Genomic DNA, 19,708 nt, shown 5'->3' with positions numbered 1-19,708 from the left:
CCGTGAGCGAGTCGCTGACGCCTCCCTCGTCCTTGCGCTACCGGGTGGCTGGCCCAGCCGACGTGCCGCGCCTGCTCGATCTGTGGACGCAGCACTCCGGCTGGGGCGCCATCACGATGACGCAGTGGCGCTCGTGGTACGAAGAGGCCCCGTACGGCCCGGCCATCGTCTCGGTGGCGGAGGACGAGGATGGGCAGGTCGTCGGCATGAACGTCATGCTGCCGTCGCGCGTGTGCGTCGATGGCCACGTCGTCAAGGCCGTGAGGCCATCGGCGCCCATCCTCCACCCGTCGCTCCGGGTCGGAGGGGCGTCGGCGGCACGTTCGCCCGCGCTGGCGCTGTACCTCGCCGGTCTGGCGACTGCGGCCGCCACGGGGCACGCCGTGACGTACATGCTGCCCGACAGCGGCTGGGTCCCGTTCATCAGCCGCGCCGCCCGAGCCCTGGCGGGCCTGCCGCGCCACCGGATCACCACCGGATGTCTCTCGCTGGAACTCGCGACAGCCGACGGTTCGTCGCATCCCGACCGCCTGCTCACGGAGGTCTCGACGACGTTCGACGATGAGCTTGCTGGCCTCTGGCGCGCAGCCGTCCGGCAGTTCCCCATCCGGTGCGCCGTGGAGCGCTCACCCGAATGGCTCGCCTACAAGCACCGAGGCGACCTGCGGCTGAAGGTCCGGGGGCCGGGCGGCGCGCTCGCTGGATTCCTTGCGATCGGTACGCGGCGCGCGGCGCTCACCAATGCCTTCAGTGCCACGCCGGGCGACCTTCCGGACGTCCTGCGGTCTGCCGTGGCCTGGTTGCGGCGAGCCAGCCACGGCGCGCACCCGGCTGTGCCTGCAGCGCTCACGGCGCTCGACCACGGCGCCTGTGGCGAGGCGTGCCGCGCCGCCGGCTTCCGCGAGATCGACTATCGATTCGGCTTCATGGCCGACACGCTCGACCAGGACGCGGTGCCGCTCGAGGCGCTGGCCCCATCGGCGTGGTACCTGGCGTCAGGAGACTGAAGTTGGCCATTGCGCTCGAGTATCGGCCGTTCGAGGCCGCCGACCTGCAGAAGCTCGAGACCCTCTGGCTCCGCGACACGACGTGGGGCGTGATCACGCCGAGGATGTGGCAGGACTACGTCGTCGACGCACCGCTCGGCCCGCCTGCCGGCGTGGTCGCCATCGACAGCGCGACCGGCGACATCGTGGGCCAGTTCCCGTTCATCCGCGCGCTGGTTCAGGTGGACGGCCAGGTGCATCGCGGCTTCAGGCCGGCCGCGCCGATCCTGAGCAAGCGGGTGAGCAGCCTCCTCCAGTTGGCCAACCCCTTCGGCCACCCGGTCGCAGAGATGTATACCCGCACCATGGCGGCCATCGAGGCCGAGGGTCCGGGCGTGGTGTACATGCTGCCCGACCCGCGATGGGTGCGATTCCTGAAGATGTTCACGGGCCTGCAATCGGGCAAGGTGCCGCTCCACAGCCTGGCCCTGCCACTCGCGGAGCCGCTCGCACTGCCCGCGGGATTCACGGTCGAGCCGATCACGACCTTCGGCGCCGAGGTGGATGCGCTCTGGCAGACGGCGTCGACTCAGCACGGCGCCGCCATCGTCCGCGACGCTGCGGCCCTGCGGTGGAAGGTAGGTCGAGGCGACTGGGAAGTCCTGGGCGTGCGAGCCCGGGGCACGCTCGTCGGGTTGGCGGCGTCCCGCCAGAAGGGCGATCGGCAGTGGCTCGTCGGCGACGTGTTCGCGGCCGATCTGGATGAGGCGCTGCGCGCCACCCTCGTGGCGGTGTGCCTGTTGGCCGATCGGCGCAGCCGCGAGGCGCCGGCGACCAAACCAGTCCACAAGGTGGCGCTCGCGGTGACGCCGGCGATGGCACCGGCGGTGGCCGCCGTCGGCTTCGTACGAGACGCGTACGACTTCCCTCTCGTGGTGCAGGCCTTCGGCGACGGCTGCCGGCACGACGCCGTGGCGCCCGCTCGCTGGTACGTCAGCGCCAATGACTAGCGCCGCTTCGCGCCTGCGGGTCGTCGTGTCGGGCTACATCGGCCTGCTGCCCGCCGGCGGCGTGGCCTGGGACTATGCGCAGTACGTGCTGGCCCTGCGTGCGCTCGGGCACGACGCCCGGTACATCGAGGACACGCGCCTGTGGCCCGTCTACGGGGCCAGGGGGACCACGGCGCCGGACTGCTCGGCGACCGTGCGCTCCCTGGCCGAGGTGATGCGAGGCTTCGGGCTCGAGGACGAGTGGGCCTATCGCGACGAGATCACCGGCGCGTGGTTCGGCGCAGACGCGAGTGCCGTGTCCGGCTGGATCGCTGGCGCCGACGTCCTGCTCAACGTCTCGTGCGCCACGCCCGTGCGCGACGCGTACCTCGACATCCCGGTTCGGGTGATGATCGACTCCGACCCGATGTTCACGCAGATCCAGTGCCATCAGGCGGAGGGTTTCACGCCGGGCGACAACGGCATGCGCGCAGCCATGGCCGTGCACACGCATCACTTCACGTTCGGCGAGCGGGTCGGCGCCGCCGACTGCCGGATGCCGGAGACCGGCGTCGACTGGCGCCCCACGCGCCAGCCGATCTGCCTCGATCGCTGGACGGCCCCACCACCAGATGCCGTCGACGGCAGGTCCCTGACGACCGTCATGAACTGGAGTGCGGGCCGGCCGCTCAACTTCGACGGAGAAACATGGGGGCAGAAGGACGTCGAGTTCCTGAAGGTGCTCGACCTGCCGCGCCGCTGCCCGGAGGTCTCGTTCTCCGTCGCGATCGGACAGACCGGCGGCGCCGACTTCCCTGCGGAGCGACTCCGGGCCGCCGGGTGGCGCGTCCTGGATCCTTCGCGCGTCGCCTCCAGCGTCGGAGACTACCGCGACTTCATCATGCGGTCGCTGGGCGAGTGTTCAGTGGCCAAGCAGACCTACGTGAAGGCCCGCACGGGCTGGTTCTCGTGCCGATCCGCGTGCTACCTCGCGGCCGGCCGTCCGGTCATCACGCAGGATACCGGGTGGAGTCACGTCCTTCCCTCGGGTGAGGGACTGCTGGCATTCGACGACATCGCCGGCGCCGCCGATGCCGTCGACCGCCTGTTGTCCGATCCGGTGCGGCACGGCCGTCGCGCCCGCGAGATCGCAGACGCCTGCTTCGACGGCCGCAAGGTGATCGGCCGGTTGCTCGCCGACGTGGACGGCACACGGCCGACGGTTGCCGGCGTCCCGAGGAGATCCCATGACTGATGCACAGATCGAACGCGTGCTGCTCCGAGTGGCGGAAGCAGCCCGGCGCGAGCCGGGTTCAGTGAACGTCGAACACACGTTCGAGGACATCGCCCTCGACTCGCTGTCGGCCGTCAGCCTGGCCGGTGACCTCGAGGAGGAGTTCGACGTGACACTCCCCAATGAGGAGATCCTGCGCTTGCGAACCGTCGCAGACGCCATCGCGTGCCTCGACCGCGCGCTCGCGCCGCGCGACGACGCATGAAGCGCGTGGTGGTCACCGGCGTGGGCGCCATCTGCGCGCTCGGCCACACGGCGAGCGATACCTGGCAGGCGCTGGCGGCGGGACGGTCGGGCGCCGGGCCGCTCGACGTGCCGGAGCGGGAGACGGTGCGGATCGCCAACGCGGCCCAGGTGCGGGGGTTCGACACCGCTGCGCACTTCGACGGCAAGGCCGTCGAGCTCCTCGACCGCTTCGCGCAGTTCGGACTGGTGGCCGGCCGGGAGGCGGTGCGGGATGCGCGGGTCACCTGGGATGCGGCGCTACGGTCGCGGACCGCGATCGTGACGGGCTCGGCTGCGGGGGGACAGGCATCCATCGAACGCGTCTTCGAGGACCTCTGGCGCCAGGGCAGGAGCCGCGTTCCCGTGCTGACGATCCCGCGCTTCATGCCGAGCGCGGTCGCAAGTCACCTGGCGATGGCCTTCGGGGTCACGGGGCCGACGTTCACCTGTTCCACCGCGTGCGCATCGGCCAATCACGCGATCGGGCAGGCCTTCTGGATGGTCCGCACCGGCCAGGTGGACATGGCGATCGCCGGCGGGAGCGAGGCGCCGTTCTCGTTGGGGCACCTCAAGGCCTGGGAGGCGATGCGGGTGGTGGCCAGGGACACCTGCCGGCCGTTCTCGCTGGGACGCGACGGCATGATCCTCGGCGAGGGAGGCGCGATGCTCGTGCTGGAGCCCGCCGACGCTGCGCTGGCGCGCGGCGCCCCCATCCATGCCGAGCTCGCCGGGTTCGGCATGTCGGCCGACGCGCACCACATCACGCAGCCGCATCCCGAGGGCGCCGCACGCGCGATCACCGCAGCGCTCCAGGATGCCGGCGTCGCGCCGGCAGCGGTGGGGTACGTCAACGCCCACGGCACCGGCACGACGGCCAACGACGCCATGGAGGCCGCCGCGATCCGGCTGGCATTCGGCCCGCATGCGGACCGACTGGCGGTGAGCTCGACCAAGTCGATGCACGGGCACGCGCTTGGGGCGGCCGGCGCGCTGGAGGCCGTGGCCACCGTCCTGGCGTTGCGCCATGGCCTGCTGCCGCCGACCGCCAACTACGTCGGGCGCGATCCGGAGTGCGATCTCGACGTCATCCCCAACGAGCCGCGGCACACACAGGCGGAGGTCGCGCTGTCGAACTCGTTCGCGTTCGGCGGGCTGAACGCGGTGCTGGCATTCCGGCGTTGGGACGGTAGCGCCGCATGAACACGCCGGGCGACGTGCCGCGGTTCCAGGCGATCGTGCCCGGGCAGGCGCTCGCGTGCGACTGGTTCGCGGGTCGCATTCCCGCCAATGTCGTCTGCGGTGACAACTGCGTCGTGGATTCTTCGTTCTGCTTCAAGCACTTCTACTCGGTCGAGCCAGCCGGACTGACGCTCGGGCGCGACGTGACGCTGTGGCGGACGTCACTGGCCACCGAGGAGCACGGGCGGATCTCGATCGGTGACGGCACCTACGTCGCCAACGCCTCGATCGTGTGCGCCTCGCAGATCACCATCGGCGCACGCGTGCTGATCGCCGGCGGCGTCACCGTCGTCGACGCCGACTTCCACCCGCTCGCACCGGCGGCGCGGCTCGCCGACACGATCGCGCTCAGCCCGCGTGGGGACCGGGCGCGTCGGCCGTCCCTCGAGGCTCGCCCCGTGCGCATCGGCGACGACGTTTGGATCGGCTGGAATGCGACGGTGCTGAAGGGCGTGACGATCGGCGAGGGCGCCGTGATCGAGCCGGGCGCCGTGGTCACGCGCGATGTGCCACCCGGGGCGGCCGTGGCCGGAAACCCGGCGACGGTGGTCGGACCATGACTGCGGGCCGCACGCTGATGCCTGGCGACTGGTTCGGGCGTGGACTGCCAGCCGGGCTGCGCCTCGGCCGAGACGTGTACATCGACAGCGCGTACGGCTTCGACGGCGTGGTGTCGGACGTCGAAGGATGCGTGTCGCTGGGGGAGGCCACCGGCGCCTACGACAGGGCGGCCCTGCTTGTCGGGCCGGCTGGCGCGATCGAGGTTGGCGCCTACACCGTGCTCAACGGGTGCACGCTCGTCGCCGAGTCGAGGATCACCATCGGGAACCACTGCCTGATCGCGTGGGGCGCGGTGATCACCGATGCCTGGTCCGGCGCCGCTCCCGTCGAGTTCCGGCGGGAACTGCTGCGCGACGCACACCGTCACCCCGACCGCTGGCTCGCGCACGGCGCATCGCCGACGCCCGTCGTGCTCGGCGACAACGTGTGGGTCGGCTTCGATGCGGTCATCATGCCGGGCGTGACGATCGGTCGTGGCGCGGTCGTCAGCAGCCGCAGCGTGGTGCGCGGCGACGTCCCTCCGTATGCCGTCGTGGCCGGCGATCCGGTGCGCATCGTCCGCATGCTCGATCCCGACGACGACGAGGACGCGCGGCGACGGGCCCTCGCCGAATGCACGCGGTGACCGACGCCGCCCCGGCACACCGGATGTGACGCCGTGATCATCACCGACCGACTGGTGTACGTCCACGAGCCCAAGACCGGGGGCACCTTCGTGACCTCGGCGCTCATGCGCGTGCACGGCGTGGCCTGGACGCCCTGGTTCAGGGTCATGACCACGCTGCGGGCCGAGAACGTCCGCACCGGCCCGCTGGGCAGGTTCGTCTACAACAATCACAAGCACGGCACGTGCAACGACACGCCGATCCGCTACCGCGATCGGCCGTTCGTCGCGACCGTGCGCCATCCACTCGAGCTGCTGGTCTCCGAGTTCGAGTTCGGCTGGTGGAAGCGCCGCGACATGCGGGGCCACTACGCGCGCGTCCCCGAGTTCGGCAGGCGCTTTCCCGGTTTCCCCGACCTCGGGTTCGCGGAGTACGTGTCGCTCTCGCACGCGGCGTTCCGCGCCGACCTCGGTGGACTGCCGCCGGAAGAGGGACCCGGTCCACTCACCGAGCGGTTCGTGCGCTACTACTGTCGACACCCACACGAGGTGATCGCGCGCCTCAGGGCGGCGCCCGACGACGTCGAGGCGGTGCGTCGCGACCTGCATCCGGTCACGTTCCTGCTGACGCACGACCTGAACGCGCAGTTACACGCGTGCCTGCGCAACCTTGGCTATCCAGCCGAGGCGATTGCCTTCATCGCGGCCATGCCGCGCGTGCTGCCAGGCGGCCGGGGCCGCGGTCCGGGCGACGCCTGGACGCGTCACTACACGCCGGAACTCGCCCGCGTCGTACGCGCCCGGGAGGCCGTGCTGTTCGACCTGTTTCCGGCCTTCGATCGAGCAGAGCCGTGAAGCGCCTCCGCATCGTCGTCCTCGGCTACATGGTCCGCGGTCCCCTGGGTGGACTGGCGTGGCACCACCTGCAGTACGTGCTCGGGCTGGTGGCGCTCGGTCATGACGCGTGGTTCGTTGAGGACAGCGACGACTACCCGGGCTGCTACGACCCGTCGACCGGGCAGGTGGACGTCGACCCCACGTACGGCCTGCGCTTCATCGAGGCAGTGTTTCGGCGCGCCGGGCTCGCGGACCGATGGGCCTATCACGACGCGCACCGGTCCCGATGGCACGGTCCGGCCGCAGGGCGGTTCGCGGCAGGACGAGAGGGTGCCGACGTGCTGCTGAATGTGTCCGGCGTCAACCCGCTGCGCGACTGGATGCAACACGTCCCCTGTCGCGTGCTGATCGACACCGACCCTGCGTTCACCCAGATCCGGCACCTCGACGACCCGGCGGCGATGGCGCGCGCGAGGAATCACACGCACTTCCTGTCGTTCGGCGAGAACGTCGGGCAACCGGGGTGTGCGATCCCCGACGACAGCCTGCCCTGGCGCGCCACGCGCCAGCCGATCGTGCTCGAGCAGTGGCCCGTCGCCTCGCCGGCACCGCACGGGCCCCTCACTACGGTCATGCAATGGGACAGCTACGCGCCGCGCCACCATGCCGGTCGTGTCTACGGCATGAAGTCGGCGTCGTTCCAGCCGTATGCCGACCTGCCGACGCGCTCGGGCCGCCCCTTCCTGGTCGCCATGGGGAGCGCCACGGCACCGCGAGAGGCGCTGGCCGCCCACCGGTGGAGCCTCGTGGATCCGCTTGCCGTCACTCGCGACCCGTGGAGCTACCAGGACTTCATCGCGGCGTCGCGGGCGGAGTTCTCGGTGGCCAAGGCCGGCTACGTCGACAGCCGCAGTGGATGGTTCAGCGAGCGCAGCGCGGCCTACCTGGCCAGCGGCAAGCCGGTCATCGTGCAGGACTCGGCGTTCACCCGCTGGCTCCGCGTCCCCGCTGGGGTCCTGCCGTTCTCGTCGCCCGAGGAAGCGCTGGACCAGCTGGCGCGCCTCGACCGCGAGTACGACGCGCAGTGCGCAGCCGCCCGGCGTGTCGCACAGGACTACTTCGACGCGGGCGCGGTGCTGTCGCGGCTGCTCGACGACGTGCTCGCCTGATCGGGCCGGCCAGCCGCCGGCGACGACGCGGCCGCGCGGTCGAGCCACGCGTTGGCCCACGCGTGCAGGCGCACGTCGAGGGCGTTTCGCCGGCGGATCACGTCGCGCTGCGCCTCGGACACGACGACGGCCGGCGCCTCCGCCGTCGTCACGTTCCGGCGGGGCGGCGTGTAGTCGCCGCCCCAGTCGAATGTCCGGCGCGCCACCGCCATCGTTTCCTCGAGGCGCTCGGTCACGCCGACCACCGAAAAGTGCTGCTCGAGGTGAGCGCAGGCCGCGTCGAGCATCTGCTCGGTGCACTCGCCGTAGCGAGGCTCCACGCCGGCCAGGCGTCGCACCTGGTCGTTGTCGACCTCCCGGTACGCCGGCGACGCGGCGAACGCGTCCAGCGACATCTCCCCGTCGATCCGCAGGAAGTTGTAGAGCGACACGACGCGATCCACCGGATCGCGGATGACGGTGACGTACGTCGAAGGCCGGCTGACGTGCTCGTGCAGCCCGAACCAGAAGTGGCCGCACACGGCGCGGAGGTCGGGGCGGGCGAGCAACGACCTGGCGTACGAGGGCACGACGAGATCCTCGGGCTTCCGGAACCCGTAGGGAAGGAACAGGACACCGTCGCGGAGCAGCTCGTCGGCGCCCAGGCTGGTATCACCGCAGTGCGCGTGGATGAACTCGGCGAAGGTGGTACCCGCGGCCTTGGGGATGTGCATGAACAGCACGACGGGCGTGTCGCGCATGCCCTCAGGACGAGGCGCCGCGGGACCACCCGGCGCCGGCGCCAGCGCCTTGCCGATGATGCCGGGGATCCATGACCGGAACGCCATGGCCAGGAGGGGCAGTTGGCAGTCCACCCTGATGGCGCGGTCCCGGACATCCGCCGTGCCCTGGACGGCGATGCCCTGCATCGTCACCGTGAACGTGAGGACGGAGCCGCTCCAGGAGGCGACGATATCCGAGATGGCCCGCGCGCGGTCCACCGCCGCGGTGAGCCTGTCGACGGCCTCTGATTGCGACAGCGCGTGGGTGACGGTGGTCGAGTACCTGGGCATGACGTGTGATGCGGGTGGCGCATCATCCCACAGGCCTGGCTGCCCCGATCAGCGCCCGGCGCTCGGACTCGGGGAGTCGCCACAGGTGCCGCATCGCATGGACCCAACCGGTCAGGGGCGCAAAGGCGACGCGTGGTCCGGCCCGGGGCGCGGGCCGACCGACGTCGAGTACCGTGTCGAGCAGCCCACGCGCGGCGAATCCGACCGCCACGGCGATCGAGAAGCCGGCAAAGGCCGGTGCCGACCGCGCCCAGGTGAGCGCCGCGACCTGGTGCCGGCTCGCACCCAGCCCGGCGAGCAGCCTCGCCAGGTAGTCACGCGAGGTGCGGCGTTCCGGGATGCAGTGGGTGATGCGGCACTCCGGCGCATACCACACCTCGTGGGACCTCGAGGCGATGCGCAGGCCGATCTCCATGTCGCCGCCGGACACCAACCGGCTGCCGATGCGATCGGCGAGCAGCGGCCGCTCGACCCACCCGGTGGACTCGAGCGCGGCGCGGCGGACCGTCATCCCGAGGCCGGCCAGCCAGGTGCGGCGATGCGGGGTATCGCCGTGGTTCTTGCCCGCAAATGCGTAAGGGACCCTGAGCGCATACGCGGGCGGCGAGCCTTCCCAGGCCAGCGTGATCCGTCCGCCGAAGGCTCCGCAGTCCGGGTGCGCCCCGATGAAGGCGGCGGTCTGGGCCAGCCATGCCGGGTCCAGCACGCAGTCGTCGTCCACGAACGCGAGCCAGGTGCGGGTGGTGCTGCGCACGCCGCGCAGGCGCGCTGGCGTCAGCCCCTGCTCCGGCTCGTGCTCGACACGGAGGGGCAGGCCCCTGGAGAGTGCCGCCTGCAGCACCAGGGACGTGTCGTCCGTACAATTGTTGTCGACCACCAGCAGGCTCCAGTCGAGACCGGGCACGGGGTGCTGCGCTTCCAGCGACCGCAGCGTGCGGTCGAGGAGCGCGGCGTTGTTCCATGTACAGACGATGACGTCGAGGCTGACGGTGGGCGTCATGCGTGAAGGGAAGGCAACGGAACCATGGACAGCGCGGCGTGGCGACGGACGTGAGTGCCGCCGAGCATAGCGCGACCGGCGCTGGCGGCGCCCGGCCCCGCATTGCGCTCGTCGACTGGACGCATCTCGTCGAGGACTTCCTCGACCCCCTCGGCGTCTCGCTCGACGCGTTCTGCAACGAGATGACGGGCGGCTGGATGTTCGGGTACGTGGCGGCGCTCGCCGCCGTGGGCGTGGAGACGACCCTCCTCTGCTACTCGCGCGACGTTGCGTCACCCACGGTCCGGGTACACCGGCCCACTGGCGCGCGGATCCGCGTGCTGCCAGCGCCGGCCGCCTACCGCGCGACCCGGCGGGTGATCCTGGACCCGTACGCCCCGACGCTCGTCACCGCCCGGCCACCGACCGGCATGCGCCGCACCTGGTACCGTGCGCTGCACGCCGCCGCGCCGTACCTTGCGACGCCACTGCGTGCGACGGCTCGCGCGCTGCGCGAGGATCGCTGCCTCGCCATCCTGTGCCAGGAACACGAGCATGCGAGATTCGACCAGATGGTCGCCCTGGGTGGCTTGCTTGGGCGCCCCGTCTACTCGACCTTCCAGGGCGGCGATACGCCCTTCGACGCGCTCCAGCGGCGGGTGCGCGGCCACACGATGCGGCGCTGCGCCGGAGTGATCGCCGGGTCGGCGGCGGAACGAGCACGGGTGCAGGCCACCTACGGCCTGCCGCCGTCGCGGCTGCACGCCATCTTCAATCCTGTGGACCTGACCTTGTGGCCCGCGCGCGACAAGCGCGAATCGCGGCGCGCGATTGGGCTGGGCGACGAGGGGCGGGTCGTGGCCTGGCACGGCCGCGTGGACTGGCACCGAAAGGGGCTCGATGTCCTCGTCGAGGCATGGCGGCGGATCGTGGCGCGGGATCCCACCGGCAGGGACGTGCTCCTGCTGCTTGGCAACGGGGTCGATGTCGCTCGACTGCGCGAGGCCGTGGCCGCCCTGCCCGCCGGTCGCGTCCATTGGATCGATCGGTACGTCAACGACCGCAGCCTGATCGGGCACTGCCTGGCCGCCGCCGACGCCTACGCGTTCACGTCGAGGCACGAAGGCCTGCCGGTGGCGCCACTCGAGGCGATGGCGTGCGGCGTGCCGGTGGTCGCCTGTCGCGCCCCTGGCATCGAGGACATCCTTGGGGCGCCGAGGGCGACAGACCAAGGCGGGATGCTCGTCGAGCCCGGCGACCCGCCGGCACTGGCGACGGCGCTCGTCGAACTGCTCCGCGACGACCCTCGGCGCGAGCGCATGGCCCTCCGGGCGAGGGAACGGATCGAGCGCGCCTTCGCGCTGCCCGTGGTGGGCGCGCAGTTGGCGCAGGCGCTGCTCGGCGCGACGCCCGCGCCGATCGGGCGGGCGAACGCTTCGGGAGCCGCGTCGTGAATCGCAAGGTGTTCGGCCTCGGCCTGAGCAAGACCGGCACCTCTAGCCTCGCCGAGGCGCTCACCCTGCTCGGCATCCGTACGATCCACTACCCGTCCGATGCGACGACGCTGCGCGAACTGCGCGCGGGTTGCACCTCGTTGACGGTGATGGCGTCCTACGACGCCGCCGTCGACATCCCCGTGGCGCCGTACTACGCGCAGCTGGACGCGGCCTACCCGGGCAGCAAGTTCATCCTCACGGTGCGGGAAGAGGGCGCCTGGCTGCGCTCGGTGGAGTTGCACTGGCAGCTGATGATGGACTGGTGGCAGCGCGCCGAAGACTTCCGCCGCTTCCAGGAGTTCATCAGCGGGGTGGTGTACGGCGCGGTGGAGTTCGATCGCGATCGCTTCGCGCGCGCGTATGCGCAGCATCGCGCCGGCGTGCTCGCCTACTTCGCCGGCCGGCCCGATGACCTCCTCGTGATGGACGTGGCGGCAGGCGACGGTTGGGACGCGCTGTGCCCGTTCCTCGGCGTACCGACGCCGAATCCGCCCGTGCCTTTCCCTCACGCCAACGAATGGATGCACCGCTGGCTCGCGGCGCAAAGGACCATCCTCGGTTGCATCCCCGAGGGTGCCCGGTTCGTGCTCGCCGACCTCGATGCCTTCGGTCGGGACTTCGCGCCCGACCGCACACCGGTGCCCTTCACGCAGCGCGACGGGACGTACTGGGGTCCGCCGGCAGACGACGCACACGCCTGCGAGGAACTGGCACGAGCGCGCGCGGAAGGCCTCGAGTACTTCGTGCTGGGATGGCCGGCCTTCTGGTTCACCGGGACGTACCCGGCGCTGATGGACGCCCTTGAGCGCCAGTGCGCGTGCGTCGCACGCACCGGCGACGTCGTCGTCTGGCGCATCGTGTGACCGGACACGGCATGGTCCCGTTCCCGGCAGAACCAGGGACAAGGGACAGGGACGCAAGTCACCAGGACGGCAAGGGACTGGGACAAGGACGCGTCGGGACCAGGGAACAGTCTGGCGCTCGTCGGAACCGCCGGACGTCGCGAACGGCCCGTCTCTTCCCTCGTCTCTGGTCGTCCCGTTCCCTTGTCCCTCGCCTCCCTTGTGACTGGTCGCTCGTCCCTCGTCCCTTGGTTCCGTCAGGGACGGCGAAGGCATCTCCCCTCACGGGTTGGCGGCGTCCACCAGCGCGTCGATGTTCCGCCCGAGTTCCTTGAGATCGAGGTTCGGCGGCCGCTTGGTGAGCATGGCCAGGGCATACGAGAGCGTGCGCCCCCCGGAAGCACGGCGGATGACGTGGCAGCCCTCGTGGTAGAAGGGCTTCAACAACCCGCACTTGTTGGCAACGGGGTTCACGGCGCCGCCGAGCCCGCGGATGCCGTCGAGCGGGCCGTTGCCCATGCACAGCCGCATCCCGAGCACCTTGCGGATCTCTGCCGAGGTGGCCTCGTTCACCAGGCGGCCCTGGGCGAGCAGCGTGAAGTACGTGGCGGTCGCCAGCGCCGTCGCGTTGTGCCGGTGCTGCTTCGGGAACGGACTCGTCGTCCACGTGAGCGCGGGCTCGTTGTACGCCGCGTTGAGCCACAGTCCACCGTGCGCGGGGTCGAAGAGTCCGGACTGCAGCGCCACCGACCCGATGTACGGGAAGCCGAGCATCACGATGAGGTTCCGGGCGACGTGATTGTGGTGCACGTCGTGCACCTGCCGGAGTCTGGCGACCACGGGGTCGCCGGAACGCCCGGCGAACGTGAACAGCGCCGGCACGTCGGGGGCATCGACGAGCCCCTGGCGCTTCCACTCAGCTTTCATGAACGCGAGCAGCGCCTTGCCGGTCGTGATGCCCTGCTGCGCGGCGGTCGTGTCGAGGTCGAAGCGCAGTTGGTACAGCGCGTAGAGCGGCAGGATCTTGGCAAGACTGCCCGCCTCCAGCGCCGCACTCCCGCCCCATGCCCAGTGCCCGGCGAACACCGGCGCGTGGTAGCGCACGCCCGTGAGATCGACCAGGCCCACCCGCAGGTGCACCGGCGGGGCCAGGCCGTCGGCGTACGACGCGCGCAGCAACGCGTCGAGGGCATCCTGCAACTGGCGGCGCCGCGCATCCGACGGCAGCACGTATCCGGGCGCCATGCGGGCCGGCGTCATCGCACCGGGTGACGGGTCGGGCATCAACGCGCGAATGCTCGGGTCGATCGCCTTGCGCACATGGAAGTGGGTCACCGTGATGGGCGCACGGCTCGGCACCTCGAGATCGGCCAGCTCCTGCTCGAACCTGCCGCGCGTGCGCATCAGGGCCTCGCGGACGTGCCCATCCACAGGCGCAGTTGCTGGACCACGGCAGGCGACAACAGGGCCGCGCCGTTGTGCGAGAGTACCTGCCGGTGGTTCGCGTCGGTGGTCCAACGCCCGTTCGCACCGGAATGCACACCGATCAACTGGCAGCGATCGCCTTGCATCGCCCAGACGGGTGCCCCGCTCTGACCGGGGCAGGTGTCGATCGTGTGCAGGAGCGTGCCGAGCCGGGGTTCCAGGCTGATCGGCCCGCCCGCCGTCCACAACGCGGTGCCCCCCTTGTCGCCGGGATACCCGGTGACGACTGCCTGCTGGCCTTGAACGTCGGCAGGCGCCATGCCGATGAAGGCGCCGTTGGCGCAGGGACCCGCCGCGCCCCAATGACCCAGCGTGCAGGGCCCGATGGGCCACGACGACACGTCCCGGTCGAGCGTCACCAGCCCGTAGTCGTGCTGGGGCTGCAGGATCCATCGCGTCCGCGCCGGGCGGCCGTTCGCCGCCGGCTGCTGGATTGCCCGCACCCAGCGCGGGTTCACCCGCCAGCCGCGGATGCCCACTGGCGCAAACGGCGCCGTCTCACCGTTGCGAGCGATCTGCACGCGCAGGCGATCGCCCACCGTCCGCCTCTGGTCCTGCACCGAGACCAGGACGTGCGCCGCGGTCAGGACGTGGCGTGGGCCGATCAACACGCCCGTGCCCATGCCGTACGACCCGGCGGTCGCGTCGATGTCCGGCGCGGTCAGCCGGCAGATCCACCGGTTGGGAATCGCCAGTGTCTGCGCAGGGGGTACCCGCGCACGCCTGTCTGGTGGGAAGACCTCGAGGTCGGCCAGTTCCGCTTCGAACCTGCGTCGCTCCGCGATGACCACGACGTCGCCTCGCTTCCTGTGCCCGGTTCAGGCCTGCTGCTCGATTGCCGGCGTGGCGCTCGCGCCGATGTCCACGCCCGTCATGTTCCGGTAGGCGGTGCGGTACGCCTCGACGCGCGATTCGATCTGCGTGATCCACCGTTCGAGCTCGCCTCCGGCGCTGCGCGACGTGTGGTCGACGACCTCCATGTCGAGCAGGATGTCGCGACCGCTCCGGGCGCACTCCCGGTGAATCAGGTAGCGGTTGGCGTCCCCGTGGGTGACCGCGCGCTTCAACACCAGGATGTCGTAGGCCGCGGGGATGTACTCGTGCGGCTGGTTGAACGCCTCCGGGATGCCGATCGTGGTGCGCAGCGCCCGGATGATCGTCATCGCGCTGATCGCCCACACCAGGCCGCCGAGTGCGTTGACGGCATTGCGGCCGTAGTCGAAGGCCTCGAAGCGGTTCTTGAGCACCTCGATGGTGTCGCTCAGCGTGATGAGGGTGGCCGCCGACGGTGGCGTGGAGCCCGCAGCCGTGCCCTGGATCGCGACGGCGAGACGACGGTCCTTGTAGAACTCGAGCGCGTGGTAGATGAACTTGTGGAAGAGCGTCGTGAACGCGCCGTTCACCTGCGTGTCGAGATCCAGCTTCCGACCGCCCTCCGTCGTCCACGCCAGGCACGTCCTGTAGGCCGCCAGGCGATCCCGGACGGTCGACGACTGCCCCGACCGCGTCTCCCGCACCATCACCTCCAGGATCAGCGCCGTGACGTCGTCGGCAACCCCGTCGGCGTCGAGCGCGCCATTGGAGATCGGCAGGCGTCCGCTGTAGGCGAACGCGTCGAGGATGGCGCCGAGGATCTGGAACAGGCCGAGCCGTTCCATGTAGAAGAGCCACACAAGGTCGCCGATGAACAGGCGGCGGATACCCGGGCGCGTGCCGTCGGTGTTGCGGATGCCGTCGAGCGTCACGCAGGGCGTGCACACGCAACAGTCGCTCGGCCACGACGCGCCGCCGTGCGACTGCGTCGAGAACGGCCCGGCCTGCCCGCAGGAGGCAAGCGTCGGGTCGAGCGTCGTGCCGAGCTGCGTCGTGAGGTCCTCGGGCGCGCCAGCGGCATTGGTGAACTGCCCGAACGTGACATGGCGGGCGAACGTGAAGTAGTCCTTGAAGTCGGCCGTCACTTCGTCGGTATCGGCGGTGCGCACCAGGCCCAGCAACGTGTCGGCGCAGGGCGGGAACACGATGCTGCGCCGCAGTCGCTGCCGGAGCCGCGCGCCCGTATCCACGGGCGGCAGGCGCGTCGCCGACAGCGCCACCGGGAAACCTCCCTGTTGCGCGAGCTCGCGGATCAACCGCGCCAGGTCGCCATACGGCAGCGCCTGTTCGGGTGACGATGCGCCAGCCTGTGCGGGGTTCGCCGTGCCGGGCGTTTCTCGTGACTCCTTGTTGGCCATGGGGATCTCGCTCTCCTGTGTGGCGCGGCTCAGTGCAGGCCAGCGCCTCGTCGGTCCTGGGCCTGGACGACCAGCGGCGGGGGCTGCCGTCGTCGAGGCGTGGTGAGGGACGCCGTCGGGAGCGCGTCGGCAGGTCGGCCGAGCGCCACCAGCCATGCCGTCATCTCCGCGTCGAGTCGCGTGTCGGGCAGGCCCTGCTCGCTCGCCAGGCGGAACACGGCCAGCTGCGCCGCGGCAGGAAGCGCCCGGAACGCGTCGCCCTCGCGCCGCTCGACGAGCGGGGCCAGCCGCGCCGGCGCGAGCGCGTCGAGGGCGAAGAGGTCGGGCAGCCTGCGCCCCTCGAGCACGCGGAAACGAGTGGTGAAGAACGTGCGCGCCACGACGGGCAGGTACGGCAGCGCTGCGTGCAACAGCAGCCGGGCCGACGGCGTGGCGTCGGCGGGGTCGTAGAGTTCGCGCCAGCGGGCCTCCCACGCGTCCCACGGCCCGCGGCCCCAGGCCTGCCGACACCACTCGAACACGAGCAGGACGCGCAGGTACGGAGGCGGATGCGGGTCGGTGCCCGACACGCGCAACACGTCGTCGGGGCGAAGCGCGAGGATGTCCTGGATCGCGGCCGCCGACGCCAGGCCGGCGTCGCAGAAGGTCCAGAAGTCCGGGCCGATCTCGGACGTCCACAGCGGGAAGTAGTCGCACACCTGGCGCGGGGCGCGGGCGTGAGTGAGGGCGGCGCGCACGGCGACCGGCAGCACGGCCACCAGGCCCAGCCTCACCAGCACCTCGTGCCCCACCTCATGGAGGATCGACGTCAGCGTGCACTTCTCCACGAGGCGCGAGTACGGGATCTGCACGAGCGGCAACGGGTTGGGGATGCCGTGACGCAGGCGCACCCCTTCGCGCAACGTCGACGCGCCGAACCCGCGGTCGCAGTACACGAGCGGCGGCTCGACGATGCGGAGGGCGGCGTGGGGCTTGTGAAGGGACTCGCGCGCGAGCGCGTCGCATCCGGCCAGCAGCGGCCCGAGGTTCGGGGCGTGCCGCTGCGTCAACACGTCCATGCACGCGTCGAAGAAGCCGAACGTCTCGGCGAGATCGAGCTCGAGTTCCCCGAGCATCGCGTTCATGCGTCGCGCCGAGGCAGGCTCGTGCGCGGTGGGCAGGTAGGCACGCCCCGCGGCCTTCACGCGTGCCGACAGTCGCTCGGCTGCCGTGGCCAGCTGGGCGTCGATCACTTCCCATTGCCGCGGCGTGATGTCGCGGTCCGCAGGCAGGCCGACGAGCCGTCGGAGGTTCGTCAGGCTGCCGATCCGCCGCAGCGCGGACGCGTAGCGCCGGGTCAGGTCCTGTGCGTGACCGGTCATGCACGACCTCGTCAGTCACTCACTCGACGGTGACCACCAGGCGCTCGCCGCGCCGCAGCCGGATGACGCGCGTGCCGCCACCTGTCGCACCCGCGCCGGACCGACGACGACGGTGCCGCCGGGTGCGGGCCTGCGCGTTGGCGAGCCCGGCCTGCAGCGCCGCCGCGGCCAGGCGGCTGGCCTCCGCCGGTGTATCGGCCTGCTCGTGCAGGTGTTCGGCGAGGTGCTCGAAGGCCTCCCGGGAGACTTCGCCGTAGGTGCGCCACGCCTCACGATCATCGGCGCCCGTTTCGGCTTCGAACCCGAGTGCCTGCAGCGCCGGGAGTGCGACAGCGCCGCCCGGGATGGCGCTCGCGAGGCCAGCCTTGGCGAGCGAGGCGAGCATGCCCTTGAGGTTGCCCCGCGCAAGCTGCGTCACCGATTGCAGCGCCTTGAGCGCCGGAATGCGCCCCGCGGCAGCCTTCAACCCCTTGCGCAACAGCCCCTTGCCGGCGCGCCGCAAGCGCGCGCCGATGTTCTTGAAGAAGAACTCCTGCTCCATCTCTGCCACGAGGCGGTTCACGTCCTGGTCGAGCTCGTGCTCGGACTCGTAAGACCCCTGCGACAGCTCGTGGAACCGCTCCGCGAAGCCCTCCGTCGCGTCGTCACCGGCTTCGTAGGACGTCGGCGCCGCGCCATCGTCGAGCTCGCCATCGTCGGCCTCGAGTTCCATCTCGAGCCCGCCTGTCGGGTCGTCGTCCATCTCGAGCTCGAACTCGCGCTCCAGCTGGGACAGGTCGGCTGTGTCTCGGATCATGTCAGTGACTCCTGACGAGTTGTGACGTGGAGGACGCGTGCGCGTGGCCTCGCTCTTTCATGAACGACGAAAGGCGCGAACGCGTACCGACACGTGGACGCGGAGGGCTGGCCGCCGCTGCCGCGCCGGTCCTGTCCGGTGGACTGATAGGATTGGTGGTCCCGAACCAGCTCAGGAGCTGCCCATGCGCGTGCGTGTCCTTGCCCTCGCCCTCGTCCTCTCTGCCGCCGCGGCGGCCGGCCTGCTCGCCCACCGTCGCGCCGACGACGGGCTGCTCATGAAGTCGGCGCTGTTCACCTGGGAGTCGGTGCCTGAAGTGGCGACCAAGGTGGGCGGGCGCCGCACGGTGTTCGCCGCGCCGACGGCAACCCTCGACGAGCTCGAGTACCACTCGACCACCTTGAACCCCGGGCAGTCGCCGCACCCGCCGCACACCCACCCGAACGAGGAGATCCTCATCATCAAGTCGGGCGAGGTCGAGGCGTACGTCAACGGCACGTGGCAGCGCGCCCCGGTCGGATCGCTGATCTTCTACGCGACGATGGTGCCGCACACGGTGCGCAACGTCGGCAAGGTGCCGGCGACCTACCACGTGGTGAACTGGAAGGCGAAGAGCAAGTGACGTAGCCGTCGGCCTTCAGGCCCGACGGTCCGCTGTCGCCTTCCGCCGACGGTTCTCGATGACTCCAATGCGGGCCCAGTGACGGGTCCGCCGTTTCACCTGGAGTCATCCATGGGCACCACCATCCAGCCCCACAACCTTCGCGCCGCCGCCGTCTGGAGCCGCGGCGGCAAGGCCTACGACGAGATCAGCCGCGGCATCTCGGATGCCATCGCGCACTGCGTGTTGCGGCTCGACCCGCAGGCGCCCGACCGGATTCTCGACCTGGCGACCGGCACCGGGTGGACCTCGCGGCAGGTCGCCCGTCACGGCGCCGCCGTGATCGGGGCCGACATCGCCGAGGAGCTGATCGAGTCGGCGCGCCTGCGCGCGGCCGCCGAGCGACTCGACATCGAGTACCGCGTCGCCGACGCCGAGCAGCTGCCGTTCGGGCATGGCGAGTTCGACGCGGTGATCTCGACGTTCGGCGTGATGTTCGCCTCGCGCCCCGAGGCGGTGGCCACCGAGCTGGCACGTGTCGTGCGGCCGGGCGGCCGCATCGCGCTGGCGACCTGGGCACCACAGGGCGCGGTGTACGGCATGTTCATGACGATGAAGCCGTACATGCCGGCGGCGCCGACGCCCGCGCCGCCGTCGCCTTTCGCGTGGGGCGACACCGCGCGCGTTCGCGAACTCCTCGGTCAGGCGTTCGACCTGCGGTTCGAGCCCGGCACGTCGTTCTATCGCGAGCCGTCGGCCGAAGCCGCGTGGGAGACCTTCTCGACCGGCTACGGCCCGACGCGAACGCTGGCCGAGAGCCTCGACCCCGAACGCCGGCGGGCACTGCGCGAGGACTTCATCGCGTTCCACGAGGGCTTCGCCACCGAGCTCGGCATCTGCGTGCCGCGTGACTACCTGATCACGATCGGCACGCGCCGGTGACGGTGACGGGAGCGTCCGG

Annotated in this window: 20 protein-coding genes; 13 read left to right on the top strand and 7 right to left on the bottom strand. The window is 70.9% G+C overall.

Features of this window, described 5'->3' with window-relative positions:
- The first annotated feature begins 2 nt into the window (after positions 1 to 2).
- From TBR22_RS03270 to TBR22_RS03230, 9 genes are read left to right on the top strand one after another with little or no spacing between them, the layout of a single operon-like run.
- Positions 3 to 1,007 carry a hypothetical protein gene (locus TBR22_RS03270; protein WP_239491522.1) on the top strand — a complete coding sequence of 335 codons (1,005 nt, stop codon included), beginning with the start codon at positions 3 to 5 and terminating at the stop codon, positions 1,005 to 1,007.
- Positions 1,008 to 1,009: 2 nt separating this feature from the next.
- On the top strand, positions 1,010 to 1,996 hold the full coding sequence (locus TBR22_RS03265; protein WP_239491521.1) for a hypothetical protein: 987 nt from the start codon (positions 1,010 to 1,012) through the stop codon (positions 1,994 to 1,996).
- Positions 1,989 to 3,230: a glycosyltransferase gene (locus TBR22_RS03260; protein ID WP_239491520.1), complete on the top strand. Its 1,242-nt coding sequence runs from the start codon at positions 1,989 to 1,991 to the stop codon at positions 3,228 to 3,230. Before TBR22_RS03265 ends, TBR22_RS03260 begins: the two co-directional genes overlap by 8 nt.
- On the top strand, positions 3,223 to 3,474 hold the full coding sequence (locus TBR22_RS03255) for an acyl carrier protein (protein ID WP_239491519.1): 252 nt from the start codon (positions 3,223 to 3,225) through the stop codon (positions 3,472 to 3,474). Before TBR22_RS03260 ends, TBR22_RS03255 begins: the two co-directional genes overlap by 8 nt.
- On the top strand, positions 3,435 to 4,694 hold the full coding sequence (locus TBR22_RS03250) for a beta-ketoacyl synthase (RefSeq protein ID WP_239491518.1): 1,260 nt from the start codon (positions 3,435 to 3,437) through the stop codon (positions 4,692 to 4,694). Before TBR22_RS03255 ends, TBR22_RS03250 begins: the two co-directional genes overlap by 40 nt.
- On the top strand, positions 4,691 to 5,293 hold the full coding sequence (locus TBR22_RS26770; protein WP_305068765.1) for an acyltransferase: 603 nt from the start codon (positions 4,691 to 4,693) through the stop codon (positions 5,291 to 5,293). Before TBR22_RS03250 ends, TBR22_RS26770 begins: the two co-directional genes overlap by 4 nt.
- Complete coding sequence (locus TBR22_RS03240) at positions 5,290 to 5,919, top strand: DapH/DapD/GlmU-related protein (RefSeq protein WP_239491517.1); 630 nt, start codon at positions 5,290 to 5,292, stop codon at positions 5,917 to 5,919. The genes TBR22_RS26770 and TBR22_RS03240 overlap by 4 nt, the downstream gene beginning before the upstream one ends.
- 33 nt (positions 5,920 to 5,952) lie before the next feature.
- Complete coding sequence (locus TBR22_RS03235; RefSeq protein ID WP_239491516.1) at positions 5,953 to 6,753, top strand: hypothetical protein; 801 nt, start codon at positions 5,953 to 5,955, stop codon at positions 6,751 to 6,753.
- Entirely contained in the window at positions 6,750 to 7,904 is a 1,155-nt protein-coding gene (locus TBR22_RS03230) for a hypothetical protein (RefSeq protein ID WP_239491515.1), read from the top strand. Before TBR22_RS03235 ends, TBR22_RS03230 begins: the two co-directional genes overlap by 4 nt.
- Here the strand turns inward: TBR22_RS03230 and TBR22_RS03225 are convergent.
- Together TBR22_RS03225 and TBR22_RS03220 are read right to left on the bottom strand one after the other, a co-directional pair.
- Entirely contained in the window at positions 7,850 to 8,956 is a 1,107-nt protein-coding gene (locus TBR22_RS03225) for a polyhydroxyalkanoic acid system family protein (protein WP_239491514.1), read from the bottom strand. The two genes, TBR22_RS03230 and TBR22_RS03225, sit on opposite strands and share 55 nt — an antisense overlap.
- Positions 8,957 to 8,978: 22 nt before the next feature.
- A complete protein-coding gene (locus TBR22_RS03220) occupies positions 8,979 to 9,956 on the bottom strand; it encodes a glycosyltransferase (protein WP_239491513.1) in 978 nt (325 codons plus the stop codon).
- A gap of 50 nt (positions 9,957 to 10,006) precedes the next feature.
- Here TBR22_RS03220 and TBR22_RS03215 point away from each other — a divergent pair, with 50 nt between their 5' ends.
- A complete protein-coding gene (locus TBR22_RS03215) occupies positions 10,007 to 11,389 on the top strand; it encodes a glycosyltransferase family 4 protein (protein ID WP_239491512.1) in 1,383 nt (460 codons plus the stop codon).
- Positions 11,386 to 12,294, top strand: coding sequence for a sulfotransferase family protein (locus TBR22_RS03210; protein WP_239491511.1), 909 nt, complete (start codon positions 11,386 to 11,388; stop codon positions 12,292 to 12,294). The genes TBR22_RS03215 and TBR22_RS03210 overlap by 4 nt, the downstream gene beginning before the upstream one ends.
- Positions 12,295 to 12,555: 261 nt before the next feature.
- Here TBR22_RS03210 and TBR22_RS03205 read toward each other — a convergent pair whose 3' ends face one another.
- From TBR22_RS03205 to TBR22_RS03185, 5 genes are read right to left on the bottom strand one after another with little or no spacing between them, the layout of a single operon-like run.
- A complete protein-coding gene (locus TBR22_RS03205; protein ID WP_239491510.1) occupies positions 12,556 to 13,677 on the bottom strand; it encodes a hypothetical protein in 1,122 nt (373 codons plus the stop codon).
- A complete protein-coding gene (locus TBR22_RS03200; protein WP_239491509.1) occupies positions 13,677 to 14,549 on the bottom strand; it encodes a serine protease in 873 nt (290 codons plus the stop codon). Before TBR22_RS03200 ends, TBR22_RS03205 begins: the two co-directional genes overlap by 1 nt.
- Before the next feature lie 27 nt (positions 14,550 to 14,576).
- Complete coding sequence (locus tag TBR22_RS03195; protein ID WP_239491508.1) at positions 14,577 to 15,989, bottom strand: hypothetical protein; 1,413 nt, start codon at positions 15,987 to 15,989, stop codon at positions 14,577 to 14,579.
- Between the two features lie 29 nt (positions 15,990 to 16,018).
- Positions 16,019 to 17,350: a hypothetical protein gene (locus TBR22_RS03190; RefSeq protein WP_239491507.1), complete on the bottom strand. Its 1,332-nt coding sequence runs from the start codon at positions 17,348 to 17,350 to the stop codon at positions 16,019 to 16,021.
- Positions 17,351 to 17,369: 19 nt separating this feature from the next.
- Positions 17,370 to 18,146, bottom strand: coding sequence for a hypothetical protein (locus tag TBR22_RS03185; RefSeq protein ID WP_239491506.1), 777 nt, complete (start codon positions 18,144 to 18,146; stop codon positions 17,370 to 17,372).
- Positions 18,147 to 18,330: 184 nt separating this feature from the next.
- Here TBR22_RS03185 and TBR22_RS03180 point away from each other — a divergent pair, with 184 nt between their 5' ends.
- Positions 18,331 to 18,768, top strand: a complete 438-nt coding sequence (locus TBR22_RS03180; RefSeq protein WP_239491505.1) for a cupin domain-containing protein — start codon at positions 18,331 to 18,333, stop codon at positions 18,766 to 18,768.
- Positions 18,769 to 18,879: 111 nt separating this feature from the next.
- Complete coding sequence (locus tag TBR22_RS03175; RefSeq protein ID WP_239491504.1) at positions 18,880 to 19,689, top strand: class I SAM-dependent methyltransferase; 810 nt, start codon at positions 18,880 to 18,882, stop codon at positions 19,687 to 19,689.
- The last annotated feature ends 19 nt before the right edge of the window (positions 19,690 to 19,708 follow it).

The organism is Luteitalea sp. TBR-22 (assembly GCF_016865485.1).
Lineage (GTDB): Bacteria > Acidobacteriota > Vicinamibacteria > Vicinamibacterales > Vicinamibacteraceae > Luteitalea.
Note: the sequence above shows the minus strand (reverse complement) of the source record. Positions and strands in the feature narration are given on the sequence as shown.